Source organism: Minwuia thermotolerans, from assembly GCF_002924445.1.
Taxonomy (GTDB): Bacteria; Pseudomonadota; Alphaproteobacteria; order Minwuiales; family Minwuiaceae; genus Minwuia; species Minwuia thermotolerans.
Genome location: NZ_PIGG01000031.1, coordinates 390,299 through 405,157, shown reverse-complemented (window position 1 = coordinate 405,157; position 14,859 = coordinate 390,299). Strand labels below are relative to the sequence as shown.

General features: G+C 67.0%; 17 protein-coding genes. 14 read left to right on the top strand and 3 right to left on the bottom strand.

The features are described from left to right. Nucleotides 1–13 precede the first annotated feature (13 nt). The gene (locus tag CWC60_RS09785; RefSeq protein ID WP_109793799.1) at nucleotides 14–2,074 is read right to left on the bottom strand and encodes a catalase; all 2,061 of its coding nucleotides are present in this window, start codon (nucleotides 2,072–2,074) and stop codon (nucleotides 14–16) included. A gap of 132 nt (nucleotides 2,075–2,206) precedes the next feature. Then, nucleotides 2,207–3,619 carry a dihydrolipoyl dehydrogenase family protein gene (locus tag CWC60_RS09780; RefSeq protein WP_109793798.1) on the bottom strand — a complete coding sequence of 471 codons (1,413 nt, stop codon included), beginning with the start codon at nucleotides 3,617–3,619 and terminating at the stop codon, nucleotides 2,207–2,209. A 161-nt stretch (nucleotides 3,620–3,780) separates the two neighbouring features. Between CWC60_RS09780 and rpmH the strand changes: the two genes are divergently transcribed. Genes rpmH through CWC60_RS09745 form a run of 7 tightly spaced genes read left to right on the top strand, consistent with a single transcriptional unit; the run spans nucleotide 3,781 to nucleotide 8,444 of the window. Beyond that, entirely contained in the window at nucleotides 3,781–3,915 is a 135-nt protein-coding gene (gene rpmH, locus CWC60_RS09775) for a 50S ribosomal protein L34 (RefSeq protein WP_109793797.1), read from the top strand. A gap of 10 nt (nucleotides 3,916–3,925) precedes the next feature. Next, entirely contained in the window at nucleotides 3,926–4,306 is a 381-nt protein-coding gene (gene rnpA / locus CWC60_RS09770; protein WP_165787523.1) for a ribonuclease P protein component, read from the top strand. After that, a complete protein-coding gene (gene yidD / locus CWC60_RS09765) occupies nucleotides 4,303–4,587 on the top strand; it encodes a membrane protein insertion efficiency factor YidD (protein ID WP_109793795.1) in 285 nt (94 codons plus the stop codon). The genes rnpA and yidD overlap by 4 nt, the downstream gene beginning before the upstream one ends. Before the next feature lie 14 nt (nucleotides 4,588–4,601). Beyond that, a complete protein-coding gene (yidC, locus tag CWC60_RS09760) occupies nucleotides 4,602–6,365 on the top strand; it encodes a membrane protein insertase YidC (protein ID WP_109793794.1) in 1,764 nt (587 codons plus the stop codon). After that, entirely contained in the window at nucleotides 6,355–7,005 is a 651-nt protein-coding gene (gene yihA / locus CWC60_RS09755) for a ribosome biogenesis GTP-binding protein YihA/YsxC (protein ID WP_109793793.1), read from the top strand. The genes yidC and yihA overlap by 11 nt, the downstream gene beginning before the upstream one ends. 9 nt (nucleotides 7,006–7,014) lie before the next feature. Beyond that, nucleotides 7,015–7,956, top strand: coding sequence for an acetylglutamate kinase (argB, locus tag CWC60_RS09750; RefSeq protein WP_109793792.1), 942 nt, complete (start codon nucleotides 7,015–7,017; stop codon nucleotides 7,954–7,956). After that, nucleotides 7,956–8,444: a GFA family protein gene (locus tag CWC60_RS09745; protein WP_109793791.1), complete on the top strand. Its 489-nt coding sequence runs from the start codon at nucleotides 7,956–7,958 to the stop codon at nucleotides 8,442–8,444. Before argB ends, CWC60_RS09745 begins: the two co-directional genes overlap by 1 nt. 7 nt (nucleotides 8,445–8,451) lie before the next feature. Here CWC60_RS09745 and CWC60_RS09740 read toward each other — a convergent pair whose 3' ends face one another. After that, a complete protein-coding gene (locus tag CWC60_RS09740; protein ID WP_206419858.1) occupies nucleotides 8,452–9,387 on the bottom strand; it encodes a methyltransferase domain-containing protein in 936 nt (311 codons plus the stop codon). Between the two features lie 12 nt (nucleotides 9,388–9,399). Here CWC60_RS09740 and CWC60_RS09735 point away from each other — a divergent pair, with 12 nt between their 5' ends. From CWC60_RS09735 to CWC60_RS09710, 7 genes are all read left to right on the top strand, one after another. Beyond that, a complete protein-coding gene (locus tag CWC60_RS09735; protein ID WP_109793789.1) occupies nucleotides 9,400–10,143 on the top strand; it encodes a ComF family protein in 744 nt (247 codons plus the stop codon). Between the two features lie 39 nt (nucleotides 10,144–10,182). After that, a complete protein-coding gene (grxC, locus tag CWC60_RS09730) occupies nucleotides 10,183–10,449 on the top strand; it encodes a glutaredoxin 3 (RefSeq protein WP_109793788.1) in 267 nt (88 codons plus the stop codon). Then, on the top strand, nucleotides 10,446–11,297 hold the full coding sequence (locus CWC60_RS09725; protein WP_109793787.1) for a carbon-nitrogen hydrolase family protein: 852 nt from the start codon (nucleotides 10,446–10,448) through the stop codon (nucleotides 11,295–11,297). The genes grxC and CWC60_RS09725 overlap by 4 nt, the downstream gene beginning before the upstream one ends. 107 nt (nucleotides 11,298–11,404) lie before the next feature. Beyond that, nucleotides 11,405–13,717: a xanthine dehydrogenase family protein molybdopterin-binding subunit gene (locus CWC60_RS09720; protein ID WP_109793786.1), complete on the top strand. Its 2,313-nt coding sequence runs from the start codon at nucleotides 11,405–11,407 to the stop codon at nucleotides 13,715–13,717. Nucleotides 13,718–13,728: 11 nt separating this feature from the next. Beyond that, nucleotides 13,729–13,896 (top strand): hypothetical protein, encoded by a 168-nt coding sequence (locus tag CWC60_RS23575; protein ID WP_164516465.1) that lies wholly within the window; start codon nucleotides 13,729–13,731, stop codon nucleotides 13,894–13,896. A gap of 3 nt (nucleotides 13,897–13,899) precedes the next feature. Beyond that, a complete protein-coding gene (locus CWC60_RS09715; RefSeq protein ID WP_109793785.1) occupies nucleotides 13,900–14,538 on the top strand; it encodes a MarC family protein in 639 nt (212 codons plus the stop codon). A gap of 87 nt (nucleotides 14,539–14,625) precedes the next feature. Continuing rightward, nucleotides 14,626–14,841 (top strand): hypothetical protein, encoded by a 216-nt coding sequence (locus CWC60_RS09710; protein ID WP_109793784.1) that lies wholly within the window; start codon nucleotides 14,626–14,628, stop codon nucleotides 14,839–14,841. Nucleotides 14,842–14,859: the final 18 nt, after the last annotated feature.

The following is a 14,859-nucleotide window of genomic DNA, read 5'->3' as shown; positions in this document are numbered from 1 at the left end:
TGGCGGCGGCTGTTCAGGGCAGGTAGTCGGCCTCCCGGTCCCAGAATCGCAGCGCCCGGCATTTCTCGATGAAGGCGCGGGCGTCGCCGGCGTCGGCGACCTTCATGCAGCCGCTGTCCAGCTCGGGTCCGATCGCCGCTTCGAGCACGGGGCGGGCCTGCTCGCCATAGGCGATGAACTTGGCGTGGGCGAAGGCGTCGCTGACGAAGTCGACTGTTGGCTTGTCCTGCTTCACCTGTTCGGCGGTGTTGGACGGCATGACCAGCGCGACGGCGTCGAAGACCACTGACGGTCCGCCGTCGATCTTCTCGTCCGCCGCCAGCGCCGTGCCGTCGGAGAGTTTCGCGCCCGAAATGTGCGGCGCGACGATGGCGACCTTCGTCCCCTCAGCCTCGGCCGCGGAGCGGATTGCGGCAACGAGTTCCGCGTCGGCGCCGTCGGAGACGTAGAGGCCGAGCCGGCGACCGGCGAAGCTGGCCGGGCCGTTCTTCAGAATCGACAGCGCGTCGGAGGGCGGCAGGTCCGTGACCGGCTCCCGGGCCGGCTTGATCTTCTCGGGCAGGCCGTCCATGCCCAGGCCGGCGGCGACCTGTTTCGCCAGGGCGTCGTCGATGTTCTGGAGATGCCCGACCATGCGTTCGCGGATGTCGCCGCGGTCGCACTTGGAGAGTTCGAAGGTCAGGGCGTCGGCGATGTGGCGCTGCTCGACCGCAGTCTGGCTGACGTAGAACTGCCGCGCCTGGCTGTAATAGTCGGCGAAGGTCTCGGAGCGGACGCGCGCCTTCGGGCCGCCCACATTCTCCGGATAGCTCTCGAAACCCTTGTTCGGATTTTCCCGCGGCCCGCTCTCCTCGTCCCAGCTGTTGGGTTCGTAGTTGGCGCGGCCGGTGGGGTTGCGCATCGCCATGTGGCCGTCCTGCTGGTAGTGGCGGACCGGGCATTTCGGCGCGTTGATCGGCAGGTGGGTGAAATTGGTGCTGCCCAGCCGCTTCAACTGGGTGTCGAGATAGGAGAAGTTGCGGCCCTGCAGCAGGGGATCGTTGGTGAAGTCGATGCCGGGGACAATGTTCTGGGTGCAGAAGGCGACCTGCTCCGTCTCGGCGAAGAAATTCTCGACATTGTTGTCGAGCACCAGCCGTCCGATGGTGCGGACCGGCACCTGCTCCTCGGGGATGATCTTCGTCGAATCGAGAACGTCGAACTCGAAGCGTTCGGCGAAATCCTCGTCGAAGACCTGGACGCCAAGCTCCCACTCGGGATAGTCGCCGGCGTCGATCGAATCCCACATGTCGCGGCGGTGGAAGTCCGGGTCCATGCCGTTGATCTTCAGCGCCTCGTTCCAGACCACTGACTGAAGCCCCAGCTTCGGCTTCCAGTGGAACTTCACGAAGTGCGATTCCCCCTCGGCGTTGACCAGCCGGAAGGTATGGACGCCGAACCCCTCCATGAAACGGAAGGAGCGTGGGATCGTGCGGTCCGACATGATCCACATGACCATGTGCATCGACTCCGGACTGAGCGAGATGAAGTCCCAGAAATTGTCGTGCGCCGTCTGCGCCTGCGGAAAGCCACGATCCGGTTCGGGTTTGGCGGCGTGGATCAGGTCGGGGAACTTGATGGCGTCCTGAATGAAGAAGACGGGGATGTTGTTGCCCACCAGATCCCAGTTGCCTTCCTTCGTGTAGAACTTGGTGGCGAAGCCGCGCACGTCGCGGGCGAGATCGGGGGAGCCCTTGCTGCCGGCGACGGTGGAGAACCGCACGAAGACCGGCGTCTTCTCGCCCCGGCGCTGGAACAGGTCGGCCTTCGATAGTTCGGGGATCGGCTCGGTCAGTTCGAAATGGCCGTGCACGCCATAGCCCCGGGCGTGGACGACGCGCTCGGGGATGCGCTCGTGGTCGAAGTGGAAGATCTTCTCCCGGGCGACCTGGTCCTCCATCAGCGAGGGGCCGCGTTCGCCGGCCTTGAGCCAGTTCTGATCGTCTGAAACGGGCGCGCCCTGGGCGGTGGTCATCTGTTCGCCCTTCGCCTTCTGGTGGGTCTCGCCGCCCTTGCCCCTGGGGAGTTCCTTCATGACGCTGTTCCTTGTACCGCTCGGTGGTCCGCCCCATCGTTCGAAGTGTGGGGTCGTTACTTTGCGGTAGGTGAGCAGCCGGGAATCGTTTCAAAGAGGGTCAATCGGACGCACGCCGGGGGGCCGGACGGCTCAGCCGAAGCGGGCGAGAAGCCGTACGATCCGGCGGGTCCGGTCCGAAAACAGCTTCGGTGTGTAGTAGCTGCCGGCGAGGCGTTTCGTGACTTCGCCCATTGTGGGGTAGGGGGCGACGAAGCCGGCGAGATCGGCAACCTTCATCCGCTTCTTCACAGCCAGCGCCCAGATGCCGATCAGGTCGCCGGCGCCGGGCCCGACGATGCCGGCGCCGATGACGCGGCCCTTGTGCACGACTGCCTTGGCCAGTCCTTCGGTGCGGCGCTCGGCCCTGGCGCGGTCGTTGTCGGCCAGGGGCCAGCGCAGAACATCGATGTCGCCGTGCCTGCTCCGGGCGGCCTCCTGCTGCAGGCCGACCCAGGCGAGTTCCGGGTCGGTGTAGGTGGTCCAGGGGATGATCGCCGGGTCGTCCTTCACCGGCAGGCGGAACAGGGCATTGCGGATCACGAGACCCGCATGATGGCCGGCGACGTGGGTGAACTGCAGACCGCCGGCGGCGTCGCCCACGGCGTAGACCCGCCGGTTGGTGGTCTTCAGCCCGCGATCCACGATGAGTCCACGGGCGCCATGCTCGATCCCCGCCTTGTGGAGGTCCAGCCGCTCCAGATTCGCCCGGCGGCCGGCGGCGACAAGCAGATGGCTGCCCTCGATCCGTTCCTCGCTGTCTGCGTACTCGAGCACCACGGCCGGACCCGCCTCGACGCGGGCGATCTTCACGCCCTCGCGGATGTCGACGCCGCTCTCGCGCACCGCGTCCGCCGCGATGGCCGCCAGTTCCGGATCGTCGCGCCCCAGCACCCGCGCGGCCTCCAGCAAGGTGACCCGCGCGCCCAGTTCGGCATGGGCCTGGGCCAGCTCCATGCCGATGGGCCCGCCGCCGATGACGATCAGGTGGCCGGGCAGGACGCGGTTGTCGAAGATGGTCTCGTTGGTGAGATAGCCGGCTTCCTCCAGACCGGGAATCGGTGGCGCGACGGGGCGGGAGCCGGTGGCGATGACGAAACGCCGCGCGCGCACCAGCGCGCCCCCGGCTTCGACCTCGCGCGGCGAGACGAAGCGCGCCCAGTCGCGGATCACCTGCACGCCCAGACCTTCGAACCGCTCCTGGCTGTCATGGGGGGCGATGGCGTCGATGACCGACCGTACATGGTCGTTGACCCTGTCGAAGCGCACCTCCGGGGCGGCGTAGCGGACGCCGAAGTCGCCCGAGCGCCGCCAGACCGCTGCGTGATGCGCTGCGGCCAGCAGCGATTTCGAGGGTACGCAGCCATAGTTCAGACAGTCGCCGCCCATGCGCCCGCCCTCGATCAGCACCGTCGGCGCGCCCATCTGGACCGCGCCGGCCGCCACGCTCAGACCGCCGGATCCGGCGCCGATGACGCAGATGTCGGTGTCGATGCGTTCGGGCATGGGTTCTCTCCTTCGGGCCAGTTCCCGTCAGGCTATCGCATGCGTGCGGCGCGCGAAGCTCACCGCGGTTGACTTGGCCGTGACCGCCTCATATACAGCGCCTCTCGCAACCCCTGCCGGCAGCCCGGCGGGCCGCAATTCATGTTTCAGGAGAGCCAGTCGTGAAGCGTACCTTCCAGCCGAGCAATCTCGTGCGCAAGCGCCGTCATGGCTTCCGCGCCCGCAAGGCGACGGTTGGCGGTCTGCGCATCCTGCAGCGCCGCCGCGCCAAGGGGCGGAAGCGGCTGTCAGCCTGATTTCAGCCCGGTGACGATCGGCCGGTTGAAAAAGCGGGCCGATTTCCTGAGGCTCAGCCGATCCAGGGTCCGGACCGCGGCGAAGGGCCTGGTGCTCCAGGCGGCGCCCATGCCCGCCGCGCCGACCCCGCTGGACGAAAGAGGCAGACCGGACATGCGCGTCGGCTTTACCGCATCGAAAAAGGTGGGAAACGCCGTGCGGCGCAACCGGGCCAAGCGCCGCCTCCGCGCGCTCGCCGCAGATGTGCTGCGCCAGCGCGCCGAGCCGGGCCATGACTACGTCCTGATCGCCCGCGCCGCGACCGTCGAGCGCGATTACGCCACTCTCGCCGACGACCTTCGCTTCTCGCTGAAGCGTATCGGTCTGCTGCGCCAGGGGGCGGACGCATGATCGCCCGTCTCGCCGTTCTGCTTCTCAAGGCGCCCATCCACTTCTACCGCTATGTGATTTCGCCCTGGCTGGGACCGAATTGCCGCTTCCAGCCGACATGCTCGGCCTATGCGCTGGAATCGCTGGAGCGCCACGGACCGCTGATCGGGCCGCTGCTGGCGCTGCGCCGGCTGGGCCGCTGCCATCCCCTGGGCGGCCACGGGTACGACCCGGTGCCCGACGGGATCAGGCTCTGGCCGCGGCGCGACGCGAAGTCCGCCGACGCGCCCGACAACTGCTGAAGGACCGCGTTTCGATGTCCGAACAACGCAATCTCATCCTCGCCATCGTCATATCGATGCTCATCCTGCTGGGTTCGCAGTACTTCTTCTCCTCCGAAGTGCCGCGCCCCGACGGCGGCGAGACCGAGCAGCAGACCACCGGTGATTCCGTGACGCCGCAGCCTGGCGCCCGGACGCCGGAGGGCGCGCCTGCCCCGGGCGGGAGCGACCTGCCGCGGGTCGCGCCGCAGCAGAGCCGCGCCGCTGCCCTGGCCGACGCTGCGCGCATCCGTATCGACACGCCGAGAGTAGACGGCTCGATCCGTGTCCGGGGCGCGCGCATCGACGATCTCAGGCTGAAGAACTATCACAAGACGGTCGACCCGGCCTCGCCCGAGATCGAACTGCTCAACCCGCGCAACGCGCCCAGGCCCTATTATGTCGAATTCGGCTGGGTCGCCGCCGCCGGCGGCGATGTAGCCCTGCCGGACCAGGACACGGTCTGGCAGGCCGATGGAGACGTGCTGACCCCGGGCAGCCCGATCACCCTGACCTGGAGCAATGACGCCGGCCTGACGTTCGAGCGGCGCATCGAGGTCGACGAGAACTACCTGTTCACGGTCAGCCAGACAGTGCGCAATACCGGCGGGCAGGCGGTCACCCTCTATCCCTACGGCCTGATCAGCCGGCACGGCACGCCTGAGACCGAGGACTTCTATATCCTGCATGAGGGCCCGCTCGGCGTCTTCGGCGAGGAGCTCACCGAGCTCGACTACGAGGACCTTCAGGACGAACCCTCCGGCGTGATCAAGCGCAACTCCACCGGCGGCTGGCTCGGCATCACCGACAAATACTGGCTGACGGCGCTGGTTCCGGATCAGAAGGCCGCCTTCGAAGGCGCCTTCCGCCACCGTGTCGACCAGGGCATCGACAAGTATCAGGCCGACTATCTCGCCGCGCCCGTGACGATCGCGCCGGGCGGCAAGGCCACGATGACCGACCGCCTGTTCGCGGGCGCCAAGGAAGTGGACGTCATCGACGCCTATGAGGAACGCTACCGCATCCAGCTCTTCGACCGCACCATCGACTGGGGCTGGTTCTATTTCCTGACCAAGCCGATCTTCTACGCCATCGATTTCTTCTACAACCTGCTGGGGAACTTCGGTCTGGCGATCATCGCGCTGACCTTCTGCATCAAGTTCCTGTTCCTGCCGCTGGCGTGGAAGTCCTACGTCTCCATGAGCAAGATGAAGGCGCTGCAGCCGGAGATGGTGAAGCTGCGCGAGCGTCATGGCGACGACAAGGTCCGCATGCAGCAGGAGATGATGGCCCTCTACAAGAAGGAGAAGGTCAATCCCGTCTCCGGCTGCCTGCCGATTCTGCTGCAGATCCCGGTCTTCTTTGCCCTCTACAAGGTGCTGTTCGTGACCATCGAGATGCGTCACGCGCCATTCTATGGCTGGATCGAGGACCTGTCGGCGCGCGACCCCACGAACGCCTTCGAACTGTTCGGACTCATATCATGGGGTGCGCCGGAGTTCCTGCATCTCGGCGTCTGGCCATTGCTGATGGGCATTTCGATGTACGCCCAGCAGAAGATCAACCCGCAGCCGCCGGACCCGATGCAGGCGCGTATCATGATGATGCTGCCGATCATCTTCACTTTCTTCCTCGCCAGTTTCCCGGCGGGCCTGGTGATCTACTGGACGGTGAACAACTGCCTGTCGATCGCCCAGCAGTGGTTCATCATGCGCCGGGTCAACAACCGCCGCGCCGCGGCCGCGAAACCTGGTGAATGACGAGACGCCCGACCCGGAGGCGGGCCGGCTGCTCTTCGCCGCCGAATGCCGGTTCGTCATCAGCGTGGCGTGGCTGGAGCAGCTGCCGCCGGCGGACCTGCCCGAAGTGGCCTTCATCGGCCGCTCAAACGTGGGAAAGTCGAGCCTTGTCAACGCGCTGACGGGCCGCAAGGCGCTGGCCAAGACCTCCAACACGCCGGGCCGGACACAGCAGCTCAACTTCTTCGACCTGGACGGCCGGCTGATGCTGGTCGACCTGCCCGGCTATGGCTTCGCCAAGGCGCCGAAGGGCGCGGTGGAGGCCTGGACACGGCTGATCCGCGCCTATCTGCGGGGACGGCCGAACCTGTTGCGGGTCTGCCTGCTCATCGATGCGCGTCACGGCATCAAGAAGCCGGACGAGGAGTTCATGGACATGCTCGACAAGGCGGCCGTGGTCTACCAGGTGGTGCTGACGAAGACCGACAAGCTGAAATCGGGTGAACTCGCAAAGGTGTCGGCGGATACGGAGGCGCGGCTGAAGCGTCGCGTCGCCGCCTTTCCCCGGCAGATAGCCACCAGCGCCGAGAAGGGCGATGGCATTGCCGACCTTCGGGCCGAACTCGCCATGCTGGCAAGCGCGGGCGGCACGGGGCTATAAAACCCAGCAATGACGAATCGGGCGGGGAGGACAGGAACGTTGAACGAGGAACTGCTCAGGAAGGCCGCCACGCTGCAGGAAGCGCTGCCCTATCTGCGCCGGTTCGCCGGCGAGGTCTTCGTCATCAAGTATGGCGGCCACGCGATGGGCGACGACACCCTGGCAAAGGCCTTCGCCGAGAACATCGTGCTGCTGAAGCAGGTGGGCATCCATCCGGTGATCGTGCATGGCGGCGGCCCGCAGATCGGCCGCATGCTGGAGCGGCTGAAGATCCACAGTCAGTTCGTCGATGGCCTGAGGGTCACCGACCGGGAAACCGTCGACATTGTCGAGATGGTCCTGTCGGGCTCCATCAACAAGCAGATCGTTTCCGCCATCCAGCTGGCCGGCGGCATGGCGATCGGCCTCTCCGGCAAGGACGGCGCGCTGATTCAGGCGCGCAAGCTGACCCGGTCCAAGGCCGATCCCGATTCCAACATCGAGCGCATTCTTGACCTTGGCTTCGTCGGCGAGCCGCGTCACATCAATCCCGACATCTTCAACGCCATCGATCTGGACGCGGTGATCCCTGTGATCGCGCCGATCGGTGTTGGCAAGAATGGCGAAACCTTCAACATCAACGCCGATTCCGCGGCCGGCGCCATCGCCTCGGCGCTCGGCGCGGCCAAGTTGATCATGCTCACCGACGTGGCCGGCGTGCTGGACAAGGACGGTCAGCTGCTGCCGGTCCTGACGCCCCGGGACGTGCTGGTCCTGCGCGGCGAGGGCGTAATCACCGGCGGCATGATCCCGAAGATCGAGACCTGCCTGGATGCGGTCCGCAACGGCGTCGGCGCGGCCACCATCCTGGACGGGCGGGTCGAGAACGTGATCCTGCTGGAGACCTTCACCGAACATGGCGTCGGCACGATGATCCGCCGCGACGATCCGGCGGACGGGGAAGGCGGCTGATGCTGCTCGAAGGTTCCTGTCACTGCAAGGCGGTCCGGTTTCGCGTCGAGTCCCGCCATCCCTATCCCTTCAATCTCTGCTATTGCAGCATCTGCCGGAAGACCAGCGGGGGCGGCGGCTATGCCGTCAATCTGGGCGCCGACAACACCACGCTGGAGATCGAGGGCGGGGAGAACCTCCGCGTCTACCGCGCCCGGATGGAAGACGAGCGGACCGGCGAGGTCACGACATCGAACGCGGAGCGCAGCTTCTGCGGCGAGTGCGGCACCCATCTCTGGCTCTGGGACAGCCGCTGGCCGGACCTCGTGCACCCGCTGGCCGGCGTGGTCGACACCGATCTTCCCGTGCCGCCGGAGCGCACGCATCTGATGATGGACTTCAAGCCCGACTGGGTGCTGTTCCGCCCCGGCGAGCACGACCAGGTCCATGGCCACTATCCGGACGAGTCCCTCGAGGACTGGCACAAGCGGCTGGGGCTGGAAAGCTGAGCCTTTCTCAGGGCTTCGCCTTGTCGCCGGCCGGCTTCTCCGTGGCGTCCAGGGCGTCGGCCAGACGCTGGGCCGCGGAGCCGGGCCGGAGCGGCTTCTGCTGGCTTTCGTGCGGCGCCCAGCCGGTCAGCCAGATGATCTCGAAAGTCGCCGGCACCCGGCCGTCCGCCAGCCCGAAACGGTCGGTGTAGATCTCCATCGCCCGGAGCAGGGTCGCCCGGCGCAGCGGTTTGCGGCGGCGTTCGCGGACAACGTTCTGCTCCCCCATGCCGCGCAGGTCCGCCAGCAGCTTCAGCGGATGGCCGTAGGTCACGGTGATGGTGTCCATGTCGGCCACCGGCAGCGCCAGGCCCGCGCGCTGCAGCAGGCCGCCCGAGTCCCGAATCTCGGCGAAGGGGGAGACGCGGGGGCTGACGCCGCCCTCGATCTCCGATTCCGCTTCCATCAGCGCATGGCGCAACTCGTGCAGCGTGCCGCCGCCGAACAGCGCCGCCAGCAACAGCCCGTCGGGCTTCAGCGCGCCTCGGAGCTGGATCATCGCGCCGGGCAGATCGTTGGTCCAATGCAGCGAGAGCGGGCTCAGGATCAGGTCGAAGCTTCCGGGCGCGAAAGGCAGCCATTCCTCGTCGGCGGCGACCGCCGGCCGGGGCCGGGCGAAGGCCGGGGCGAGGTCCATGGTCACGGCTTCGGCGATTTTCCCGTCCGGTCCCACCAGTCCTTCCGGCAAGCGGGCGCGGCCGCCGACGACCAGCGCCCGCCGGAAGCTGCGCTGCACGTCGCCGAGCCGGTCGGCCATGCGCTCGGCGACGTCGCGGAACAGGAAGTCGTGATCCGCGAACCCGGCCGCCGCGCGGGCGCGGTTGCGGGCATGCAGTCGCCGCTCGAAGATCTCGATCTCGGAAGCCATGCGGCGGATATGGCAGGTTCCGGCGGTTCTTGCCATACTCGCCGGGCGATGAAACTCCTGCGACCAGCCGCGCGCCTCGCGCTCGACGTCCTTTTGCCGCCGCAATGCTTCGCCTGCGGGGCGGAGGTTGCCGACCCGGCCAGACTCTGCGCCCGCTGCTTCGGCGAGAGCGACTTCATCACCGAGCCGATGTGCGCCTGCTGCGGCCTGCCCTTCGATTTCGAGACCGAGCCCGGCCGCGTTTGTGCGCTCTGCGCGGCGCAGCCGCCAGTGTTCGACCGTGCCCGGTCGGCCGTGCGCTATGATGAGCCCCTCCGCCAGGCGGTGCTCGGCTTCAAGCATGGCGACCGCACCGACATGGCGGCAGGGCTGGCGACGCTGCTCTGGCGGGCCGGAAGGCCCCTGCTGGCGGACGCGGATGGCGTCGTGCCCGTGCCGTTGCACCGCCGGCGGCTCTGGCGGCGACGCTACAACCAGGCAGCGCTGCTCTCGCGGGAACTGGCGATCCGCGCAGGCATCGGGTTCCTGCCCGATCTGCTGGAGCGCCGGCGTCCCACGCGCAGCCAGGGCGGACTCAGCGCCACCGCCCGGCGGCGGAATGTGCGTGGCGCGTTCCGTTTGGCCGAAGGGGCGGCCGAGCGGGTCCGCGACGCCCGGTTGGTGCTGGTCGACGACGTCTACACCACCGGGGCGACGGTGGAGGCCTGCGCCCGCGTGCTCAGGCGCGGCGGGGCGGCGTCGGTCGACGTGCTGACGGTGGCGCGCGTTGTCCGGGCCGGACAGACGCACTAGGTTAATCAGGTCTCAACAAGGACGGGAACGGCGAAGACCATGTCCAGGGTCGTGATGTATACGACGGGGCTCTGCCCCTACTGCTACCGCGCGAAGAAGCTGTTCGACGACAAGGGCGTCGCCTACGAGGAGATCGACATCATGTTCACGCCGGGCAAGCGTGACGAGATGATCAAGCGCTCGGGCCGGCGGACGGTGCCGCAGGTCTTCGTCGGCGATATCCATGTCGGCGGCTATGACGATCTTGCCGCGATGGAGGCGGCGGGCCGTCTGGATCCGTTGCTGAAGGAAGCGCCGGCGCCATGACTTCGGTCAGGGCCGCCTGCATTCAGCCGAACACGGGTACGGACTGGGAAGCCAATCTGGCCGCCAACCGGCCACGGATCGAGGATGCGGCGAAGGATGGCGCGATCTTCGTCCAGACGCCCGAGGTGACGAACTTCATCTTCCGCCGCCGACGCGACACCATGGAGGCGGCGCGCCTGGAGGAGGACGATCCCTCGCTCGCGGCCTATCGCGACCTTGCCGCAAAGCTGGGCGTCTGGCTCAACATCGGTTCGCTGGCGCTGAAGACGGCGGGCGACGACCGGCTGGTCAACCGATCCTTCCTGATTGCGCCCGACGGCGCCATCGCCAACCGCTACGAAAAGATTCACATGTTCGACGTGGATCTGCCGTCCGGAGAGTCCTTCAAGGAATCGAAGGCCTACAGGCCGGGCGCATCGGTCAACGTGGTCGATCTGCCTTTCGGCCGTCTCGGCATGACGATCTGCTACGACATGCGCTTTCCGCACCTCTACCGCGATCTGGCCAAGGCCGGCGCCGATATACTCACCATGCCTTCGGCCTTCACCGCGGAGACGGGCAAGGCGCATTGGCACGTGCTGCTGCGCGCCCGGGCGATCGAGAACGGCTGCTTCGTGATCGCGGCGGCGCAGACGGGCGAGCATGACGGCGGGCGGCAGACCTATGGCCACTCGCTGATCGTGGCGCCCTGGGGCGAGGTGCTGGCCGACGCCGGCGAAGAACCCGGCTGGGTCGCCGCCGATCTCGACATGGAGAAGATCGAGAAGGCGCGCCGGGCAGTGCCGTCGCTTTCCAACGACAGGCCCTATGATCTTGGCCGGACGGCCGCGACGCAGGCGGCGGAGTAGCGGCTTGCCAAACGGCCCACGGACCGTAACATCCGAATTTGCCGGTCCCGCCCAAAACGGGGCCGTTTTGCTGTTGCCGCAGAAGCCGTCGGGGAGGGCGTTCGAGAATGACCAAGTTCGGTGTCGCGCAGGCAGTCCGCCGCGTCGAGGATATCCGCTTCATCACGGGAACCGGCAAGTATGCCGACGACATCCGGCTCGAGGGCCAGCTTTTCGCGGTCGTGGTCCGTTCGCCCTACGCCCATGCGAAGATCCTTTCGGTCGACGTCGACGATGCGAAGGCCATGCCCGGCGTGGTCGACATCGTCACCGGTAAGGAACTGCAGGACGCCGGCGTCGGCGGCCTGCCGAGCCTCTGGCCGGTCAAGAACAAGGACGGCTCGAAGCGCGCCGAACCGCCGCACTTCGCCCTGGCGCATGACAAGGTTCGCCATGTGGGCGACGGCGTCGCCTTCGTCGTTGCCGAGAGCCTGGCGCAGGCGCGCGAGGCGGCCGAAGCGGTGATGGTCGACTATGAGCCGCTGGACGCCGTCGCCGACGCGCGCAAGGCGAAGGAACCGGGCGCGCCGCTGCTGCATGACAGCGCGCCGGGCAATCTGGTCTTCGACTTCGAGAATGGCGACGAGGCCGGCACCAAGGCCGCCTTCGACAAGGCCGCGAAAGTGATTCGGATCGAACTGATCAATCAGCGCGTCGTCGCCAATTCCATGGAGGCGCGCACCTCGATCGCCGATTACGACGCCGCGGCCGACAAGATCACACTCTATACCTCGACCCAGGGGGGGTGGGGCATCAAGCGCCAGCTCGCCGGCTGCCTGGGTCTCGAAGACAGCCAGGTCCGCGTGGTCACGCCGGACGTGGGCGGCGGCTTCGGCATGAAGCTGTTCTTCTATCCCGAACACATCCTGTCGGCCTATGCCGCGCGCAAGCTGAAGAAGCCTGTGCGCTGGATCTCCGACCGGCAGGAAGCGTTCCTGACCGATACCCAGGGCCGTGACCATTGGTCCTGGGCCGAGATGGCGATCGATGAGAACGCGAAGTTCCTTGGCCTCAGGGTGCATACGACCGCCAATCTGGGCGCCTATCTTTCCACCATGTCGTGCCTGATCCCGACGGCGGCGCACGCCAAGGTGCTGGCCGGCGTCTACGACATCCCGGTGATGTATTTCGACGTCCACGGGGTCATGACCAATACCACGCCTGTCGACGCCTATCGCGGCGCGGGCCGGCCGGAGGCGATCTACCTGATCGAGCGGCTGGTCAATCGTATCGCCATGGAGACCGGTCTGGGCCAGGACGAGGTGCGCCGGCGCAATTTCATCAGGCCGGAACAGATGCCCTACAAGACCTCGACCGGCGAGACCTATGATTCGGGCGAGTTCGGGCGGCTGATGGAACGTGCGCTGGATGAGGCCGACTGGCAGGGCTTTGCCGCCCGCAGGGCGGAGAGCGCGAAGGCCGGTCTGAAGCGCGGCCGGGGCCTCTGCTACTACATCGAGGCGACTGCCGGCATGCCCGAGGAATCGGCGGCCATCCGCTTCGATGAGGATGGCACGGTATCCGTCTTCGTGGGCACCCAGTCCAATGGGCAGGGCCACGAGACGGCCTTCACTCAGCTCATCTGCGATCGCCTGGGCATCGACGCGGAGAAGGTGAAGATCGTCATGGGCGATACCGACGCCATTCCGACCGGCGGCGGTACCGGCGGGTCCCGCTCGTTGGTCTCCACGGGCACGGCGATCCACGCCATGTCCGACGCGGTGATCGAGAAGGGCAAGGCCGCCGCGGCGCAGTATTTCGAGACCAGCGCCGTCGACATCGAGTTCGACGATGGCAGTTTCGCCGTGGCAGGCACGGACCGGAAGATCGACATCCTCGCCCTGGCCGATGAAGCCAGGAAGATGGCGTTGGCCGGCGAGATCGAGGCGCTCGATACGCGCGAGACCGCGAAGTTCAATCCGGTGACCTATCCCAATGGCTGCCATGTCTGCGAAGTCGAGGTCGATCCGGAGACCGGCGTCACCCGCATCGACCGCTGGACCGTGGTCGACGATTTCGGCAACGTCGTGAACCCGTTGTTCGTCGAAAGTCAGGTCCATGGCGGTATCGCCCAGGGCGTCGGCCAGGCGATGCTGGAACACGGTTATTTCGACGAGGACGGGCAGATGCTGGCGGGATCCTTCATGGACTACGCCATGCCCCGCGCCTACGACCTGCCCAACTTCGACTTCCACCGCGAGGAAGTGCCCTGCAAGTCGAACATGCTCGGCACCAAGGGCTGCGGCGAAGCGGGTTGCCTTGCCGGCCCGCCGGCGCTGATCAACGCCATCATCGATGCGCTGTCGGATCTCGGTGTGACGCAGATCGACATGCCGGCGACGCCGCAGGCAGTGTGGCGCGCGATCCAGGCCGCGAAGTAGAGGGGGCTCCTTTGACTGACGGGGCGGATCCGGAACCGGCCGGCGACGAGGAGAAGCCCCGGTCCGATCCGCTCGGCCGCCGCCGGCTGGGCATGATGTTCTTTCTGGGCGTGGTGCTGTTCGTGGTGGCCCATAGCGTGTTGCGCCGATGCGCCTGGTTCGAATCGGCTGGCGGCTAGGCCATGGAGGCCTTCGTACCGGCGCTGGTGACTTTCTTCGTCGTGGTCGACCCGATCGGCATCGCGCCCATCTTCGCGACGCTGACCGAAGGCGCCTCGCGCCGCCACAAGGCGATCATGGCGGTCAAGGCGACCGTCGTCGCCGCCTTCATCCTGTTCGGCTTCGCCTATGGCGGTGCGTTCCTGCTGGGGGCCATGGGGATCACGCTGGAGGCCTTCCGCGCCGCCGGCGGCATCCTGCTGTTCCTGATCGCGCTGGAAATGGTGTTCGAGAAGCGCAGCGAGCGGCGCGAGAAGCGCACCAACGACATGGTGGAACACCGCGGGAGCGTGGAAGAAGACATCTCCGTCTTTCCCATGGCCATTCCGATGATGGCCGGCCCCGGCGCCATCGCGACGATCATGCTCTACATGAAGGAAGCCGGAGACGCATTCGCCGACCAGATCGCGGTGTTGGGCGCGGCTTCGGCGGTGCTGCTGATCTGCCTGGCGATCTTTCTCGCGGTCGGGCCTGTCCTGCGGCTGCTGGGCGATACGGTCGCCCAGACCATCGGCCGCATACTGGGCGTCATCCTGGCGGCGCTGGCGGTCCAGCTCGTGTTCGACGCTGTCGCCAACACCTTCGGCGTTGCGCCGATGTAGCTGCGGCCCGTGACGCGCGCCACAGCGGCGGCGCGTCCGTTCGGACTATGATCGGAGTTCAGTCGGCTGAACGGGGGTGCGGAACTCATGGAACTGGGCGTCGACGCCATTCTCGTCATCGCCGCACTGGCCGGGGTCGGCCTGCTCTGCGGGTTCGCGGTCATGCGGCGGCGAGCGGCGCGGGAGCGGCGGCGGCAGCAGGAACTGCGCTCGCCGGAACAGCAGTTCCGTCAGATTATCGAACACTTCAACCGCTTGGATCAGTCTCTCGGCGCGGACAATCTGCCCGGCGGCCGGGGCTGAGCGGAAGGCGCCGGCTCG